The organism is Pseudomonas sp. NPDC087817 (genome assembly GCF_044742875.1).
In the GTDB taxonomy this organism is placed as follows: domain Bacteria; phylum Pseudomonadota; class Gammaproteobacteria; order Pseudomonadales; family Pseudomonadaceae; genus Aquipseudomonas.
In genome coordinates this window covers 1-5501 of the sequence record NZ_JBIUVJ010000099.1, presented here as the reverse complement: position 1 = coordinate 5501, position 5501 = coordinate 1, and the positions used below count along the sequence as shown (strand labels likewise).

The following is a 5501-nucleotide window of genomic DNA, read 5'->3' as shown; positions in this document are numbered from 1 at the left end:
GCCGACGATACCGACCTTGACCATAAACCTGCCCTCAACGAACCCACTGGAAAGCCGTCGATAATAGGGGCCGCGCGCGCCTGCGACAACCGTCAAGGTGACGTGCGGACGCTCAAGCCTCTACTATCCGGGCTACCGTGAACCTGGGAATAACTAAAAATGCTCTATCTATGGATCAAAGCGTTTCATATCGTCAGCATCGTGTGCTGGTTTGCCGGCCTGTTCTATCTGCCGAGACTGTTCGTTTATCACGCGCAAAGTGAAGACACGATCAGCAAAGAACGCTTCAGCGTCATGGAGCGCAAGTTGTATCGCGGCATCATGGGGCCGGCGATGATCGCCACGTTGATCTTCGGCGGCTGGCTGATCTATCTCAACCCGAGCATCTTCAGCATGGGCGGCTGGATCCACGCCAAGCTGACCCTTGTGGTGCTGCTGATCGGCTATCACCACATGTGCGGCGCGCAGGTAAAACGTTTTGCCCGTGGCGAGAACACCCGCAGCCATGTCTTTTATCGCTGGTTCAATGAAGTCCCGGTTCTGATATTGCTGGCTATCGTAATTCTGGTCGTGGTCAAGCCGTTCTAACTTCAACAAGTACAACTCTTTGGGGTGTTCATAATGTCGTTGCCCGCTTTGCTCGAACAACGTCTGCGTTTGCCGGTAGTGGCAGCGCCGATGTTCCTGATTTCCAACCCGGAACTGGTGCTGGCCTGTTGCCGAAACGGCGTGATCGGCAGCTTTCCGGCACTGAATCAACGCGAAAGCAGCGGGTTCAAAGCCTGGCTGGAACAGATCGAGGCGGGCCTAGCGACACTGGACAACCCGGCGCCATACGCAGTGAACCTGATTGTTCACAACAGCAACCCGCGCTTGCAGGCGGATTTGAACATCTGCGTCGAGCATAAAGTGCCGATCGTCATCACCAGCCTTGGCGCCGTCAAGGAACTGGTGGATGCGGTGCACAGCTATGGTGGCCTGGTCTTTCACGACGTCACCACGCGCCGGCATGCCGAGAAGGCTGCCGAGGCCGGTGTCGACGGTTTGATCGCGGTTGCGGCCGGCGCCGGGGGCCATGCTGGTACCTGGAGCCCGTTTGCGCTGATCGCCGAGATCCGCGAGTTCTTCGACAAGACGTTGCTGCTTGCAGGATGTCTGAACCATGGTCATGAGATTCTGGCTGCGCAGATGCTTGGTGCGGATTTGGCCTACTTCGGTACGCGCTTTATCGGCACCACCGAAAGTCATGCGCCTGACGCCTACAAGGAGATGCTGCTGACAGCCAAAGCGGCAGACATCATCCATACTCCAGCGGTGTCGGGAGTACCGGCCAGTTTCATGCGCCAAAGCTTGGAGGCGGCCGGTTTCGACTTGGCCGCACTGCAAGGCAAAGGTGAAGTGAATTTCGGTGACAAGCTCAAACCGATCAGCGACGAAGCCAAGGCCTGGAAGACCGTGTGGTCAGCCGGCCAGGGTGTGGGGCAGATCGATGATCTGCCAAGCGTCGATCAGTTGATCACGCGCCTCGACGCGGAATATCGTCAGGCCCAGGAACGTGCAGCACAGTTGCCGAAGCGCTGGCCGCGCTAAAAAATCAGGCCAGTCGCGAGCAGACTGGCCTTACACTGACGACCTTTGAATCTATTCGCGACAAGGATGCCTCGGCCATGAGCGACCCCCGTTACAAGATCGTTTTCGACGGTGCTCTACAGCCCGGCGTCGACATCACCACTGCCAAGCTCAATCTGGCAGACCTGTTCAAAAGCGACGTGGCCGCCATTGAGCGCCTGTTTAACGGCCGCACAGTGGCACTCAAACGCGATCTGTCCCATAGCGACGCGCAAGCCTATCTGCAAGCGCTGAGCAAAACCGGGATCGATGCACGCGTCGAAACTGAAACTGCCATCGAACTGAATCTCTCGGACGTCCACGAGCACTCCCCTGCTCCTGCCTATGCAGAGCCTAGCTCGCCTTATGCACCTCCCCAGGCCAACGTCGGTGAAAACCTTCCGGCATTCGCCATGCTCAAGCCGTTCAGCGTCGAAGGCCGGATCGGGCGCCTGCGCTTTCTGGCCTGGACCATGGTCGTAACGCTGGTGAGCCTACCGATTCTCAGCATATTCGCGCTGATTGCCGTGGGACTTGTCAGTTCCGACTCCACCGGTGGTCTGATCATCGGCGGCATCGTCGCGGTCTTTTTAGGCTTGGCGCTGGTCATCATCAGTATTCTGTTCACTGTTCAACGCCTGCACGATATCGGCTGGTCCGGCTGGCTGTGGTTGCTGAACCTCGTCCCGCTGGTCGGCAGCATTTTTCCTTTTGTGATCATGGTCGTACCAGGCAATACCGGCGCCAATCGCTACGGCCCACCACCGCCGCCCAACAGCACGGCGGTCAAAGTGCTGAGCGCACTGTGGATCGTGTTTATCGGGCTGTTTTTTGTGGGCGGAATGCTCGGTGGTATATCGGCCATTCAGCAGGAGTACGAAACCAGCCTCGAAAGCAGCTACGACAGCGGCTCGGTGACCACCGATGAAATCGACGTAGAGGTCGAACCGGCAGCGAATTCCGCTGACGATGCAGCCGAAGCGGCGCAGGCCCCTGTAGACTCTGCGAAAGAATGAACAGCGCTCCCCGCCGTGACACCCGCGTCGCTGGCGCGGAGCTGTTGCGATGGAGAATTGCATGACCCGTTACGCTCTGATCACTGGCGCCTCCAGCGGCATTGGCTTGGCCATGGCCGAAGCCCTGGCTCGGCGCGGCCGCAGCTTGATTCTGGTGGCAAGACAGCGTGATCAGCTGGAAAGTATTGCAATCGAACTGACCCAACGCTTCGGCGTTGAGGTGTTGTTTCGTGCCTGCGACCTGGGCGAGCCGTTGCGCCTGTCCGGTTTCCTGCTGGAGCTGGAAGAAGGCGACCGGCAGATCGATCTGTTGGTGAACTGCGCCGGCATTGGCACCTGCGGCCCGTTTCTCGCTCAGGACTGGATGACCGAGCAGGACCTGATTGAAGTGAACATCCTCGCCCTCACCCGCCTGTGCCATGCCATCGGCAACAGCATGGCGCTGCAGGGTGGCGGCCAGATTCTCAACGTCGCCTCGGTAGCGGCGTTCAATCCTGGCCCGTGGATGAGCACCTATTACGCCAGCAAAGCCTACGTGCTGCACTTCTCCGAAGCACTGCGGGTCGAGCTCAAACAAAGCGCGGTAAAGGTATCGGTGCTCTGCCCCGGCCCTACCCGCACGGCTTTCTTTCGTACCGCACAACTGAACAGCGACAAACTCAAAGACAGCAAATTGCTGATGAGCCCGGAAGAAGTCGCGCTGTACACCGTGCGAGCACTGGAGAAGAACCGCGCGATCATCATTCCGGGACGACGCAATCGCTGGTTCGCCTTTCTACCGCGACTGGGTTCGCGCTGGCTCAATCGCACCATCGTTGGCATGGTCAACAAGGCCTACTGCCCGCGCTGAACCGTCCTACGGCAAAACAACTGGGCGAGTTCATTCCCCATGAGTAGACTCAGACTCGCCCACACAACGGAGAAAACAGCAGTGGATACTCTGTTCACCAAGATCATCAACCGGGAGATCCCGGCCAAGATCATTTACGAGGACGACCAGGTTCTGGCGTTCCATGACATCGCTCCACAGGCACCGGTGCATTTTCTGGTGATCCCGAAGAAACCGGTGCGCACCCTCAACGACCTCACCGAAGACGACAAGGCACTGGCCGGGCACATCCTGTTCACAGCGCAACGTCTGGCGCTGGAGCTGGGCTGTGAAGAAGGCTTCCGGGTGGTGATGAACTGCAATGAAAAAGGTGGGCAGACCGTCTACCACATTCATATGCATGTACTCGGTCAACGCCAGATGAACTGGCCGCCGGGCTAAACGTCACACGCACACTGTGGGAGCGAGCCTGCTCGCGAAGACGTCGGCACATTCAATTCATCAGCGCCTGACAATATGCCTTCGCGAGCAGGCTCGCTCCCACGAAAGCTTGACCGCGCGTCAAATGACCCAGCGCAAACCTTCTCCGGCCGATTCGGTTAAACTGGCCGCCGAGATTCTTCCCGGAGGTCAGCATGACTACCCAACGTCACTATTCGCCAATTGACCGTCTTCTGCTGCAAGCCGATGCCGCGATGCGTACCTTGCTGCCCTTCAGCGGTCAGCCGTACCGTCCGTCGCCGGCGATTCTGCAGCCGGAAACGCAAATGAGCGAGGAAGACACTCGCCATGTTGCCGGCCTCATGCGCATCAACCATACCGGCGAAGTCTGTGCCCAGGCGCTGTATCAGGGGCAGGCGCTGACCGCCAAGCTGCCGCAGGTACGCGAAGCCATGGAGCACGCGGCCGAAGAGGAGATTGATCATCTGGTCTGGTGCGAACAGCGCATTCACCAGTTAGGCAGCCATACCAGCGTGTTGAATCCACTGTTCTACGGCATGTCGTTCGGCATTGGCGCGGTTGCCGGGCTGATCAGCGACAAGGTCAGCCTCGGGTTTGTTGCGGCGACCGAGCATCAGGTGTGCAAGCATTTGAATGAGCATCTGGAGCAGTTGCCGGCCGAGGATGAGAAGTCCCGGGCGATTCTTGAGCAGATGCGTATAGATGAAGAGCACCATGCGGAGAGTGCGCTGGAGGCTGGTGGCTTCCGGTTTCCGGCGCCGGTGAAATTCGGGATGAGTCTTTTGGCCAAGGTGATGACCAAAAGCACTTATCGGATCTGAGATCTGTTTGGGTGCTGAGGGCCTCATCGCAGCAGGCTCACTCCTACAGGGTTCTTTGTTTGAGCAATAAAAAAGGCGACGGTCCTGAGACAGTCGCCTTTTTTTGTGCCTGAAACTCTTACGCTGGCATGTTGCGCGCGTAGAAAATCTCGAGCATTTCGTGTTTCACACGATCGGTCACCTGGGCACGTTGCTCAGGGGACAGGTTGCTGGTGGCATCGCCGAACAGGTAGTTGTCCAGTTCGAAGTTTTTCAGCAGCATTTTGGTGTGGAACAGGTTTTCCTGGTACACGTTCACGTCGGTCATCTGATACGCGTCGCGAGTGTCTTCGGACAGGTAGTTCTGGATCGAATTGATCTCGTGATCGATGAAGTGCTTGTTGCCCTCAACGTCACGGGTGAAGCCGCGCACACGGTAATCCACAGTCACGATGTCCGAATCGAACTGGTGAATGAGGAAATTGAGCGCTTTAAGCGGTGAAATGACACCACAGGTCGACACATCGATGTCCACACGGAAAGTCGCGATACCGGCGTCCGGATGGATTTCCGGGTAGGTATGCACCGTGATGTGGCTCTTGTCGAGGTGGGCCAGGATAATTTCGGGCAAAGGACCCGGCGATTCTTCGATCTGGCTTTCGGTCGGGGTTACCGGCTCTTCCGAGATCTGATTCGTGACGCTGGCACGCTGTGGCTTTTAGTTCTGAATAGCAATGTTCTGAATTTTTGTAACTTTTTTTTATATATTTTGCGTTATTATGTTTG

At 57.4% G+C, this 5501-nt stretch carries 6 protein-coding genes and 1 pseudogene; 6 read left to right on the top strand and 1 reads right to left on the bottom strand.

Annotated elements, in window-relative coordinates; genetic code table 11:
* Positions 1-159: 159 nt before the first annotated feature.
* From hemJ to coq7, 6 genes are all read left to right on the top strand, one after another.
* The gene (gene hemJ, locus ACIONG_RS28600) at positions 160-588 is read left to right on the top strand and encodes a protoporphyrinogen oxidase HemJ (RefSeq protein ID WP_034155111.1); all 429 of its coding nucleotides are present in this window, start codon (positions 160-162) and stop codon (positions 586-588) included.
* A 33-nt stretch (positions 589-621) separates the two neighbouring features.
* Complete coding sequence (locus tag ACIONG_RS28595; RefSeq protein ID WP_401304223.1) at positions 622-1590, top strand: NAD(P)H-dependent flavin oxidoreductase; 969 nt, start codon at positions 622-624, stop codon at positions 1588-1590.
* Between the two features lie 77 nt (positions 1591-1667).
* Complete coding sequence (locus ACIONG_RS28590) at positions 1668-2624, top strand: DUF805 domain-containing protein (RefSeq protein ID WP_401304221.1); 957 nt, start codon at positions 1668-1670, stop codon at positions 2622-2624.
* A 61-nt stretch (positions 2625-2685) separates the two neighbouring features.
* Positions 2686-3474, top strand: coding sequence for an SDR family oxidoreductase (locus tag ACIONG_RS28585; protein WP_025113537.1), 789 nt, complete (start codon positions 2686-2688; stop codon positions 3472-3474).
* A gap of 81 nt (positions 3475-3555) precedes the next feature.
* On the top strand, positions 3556-3894 hold the full coding sequence (locus ACIONG_RS28580; RefSeq protein WP_003228789.1) for a histidine triad nucleotide-binding protein: 339 nt from the start codon (positions 3556-3558) through the stop codon (positions 3892-3894).
* Positions 3895-4088: 194 nt separating this feature from the next.
* Positions 4089-4736: a 2-polyprenyl-3-methyl-6-methoxy-1,4-benzoquinone monooxygenase gene (coq7, locus tag ACIONG_RS28575; protein ID WP_401304217.1), complete on the top strand. Its 648-nt coding sequence runs from the start codon at positions 4089-4091 to the stop codon at positions 4734-4736.
* Positions 4737-4854: 118 nt separating this feature from the next.
* On the opposite strand, the pseudogene speD reads toward coq7, so the two are convergent.
* A pseudogene (gene speD / locus ACIONG_RS28570) lies at positions 4855-5430 on the bottom strand (adenosylmethionine decarboxylase); the annotation flags it as partial.
* Positions 5431-5501: the final 71 nt, after the last annotated feature.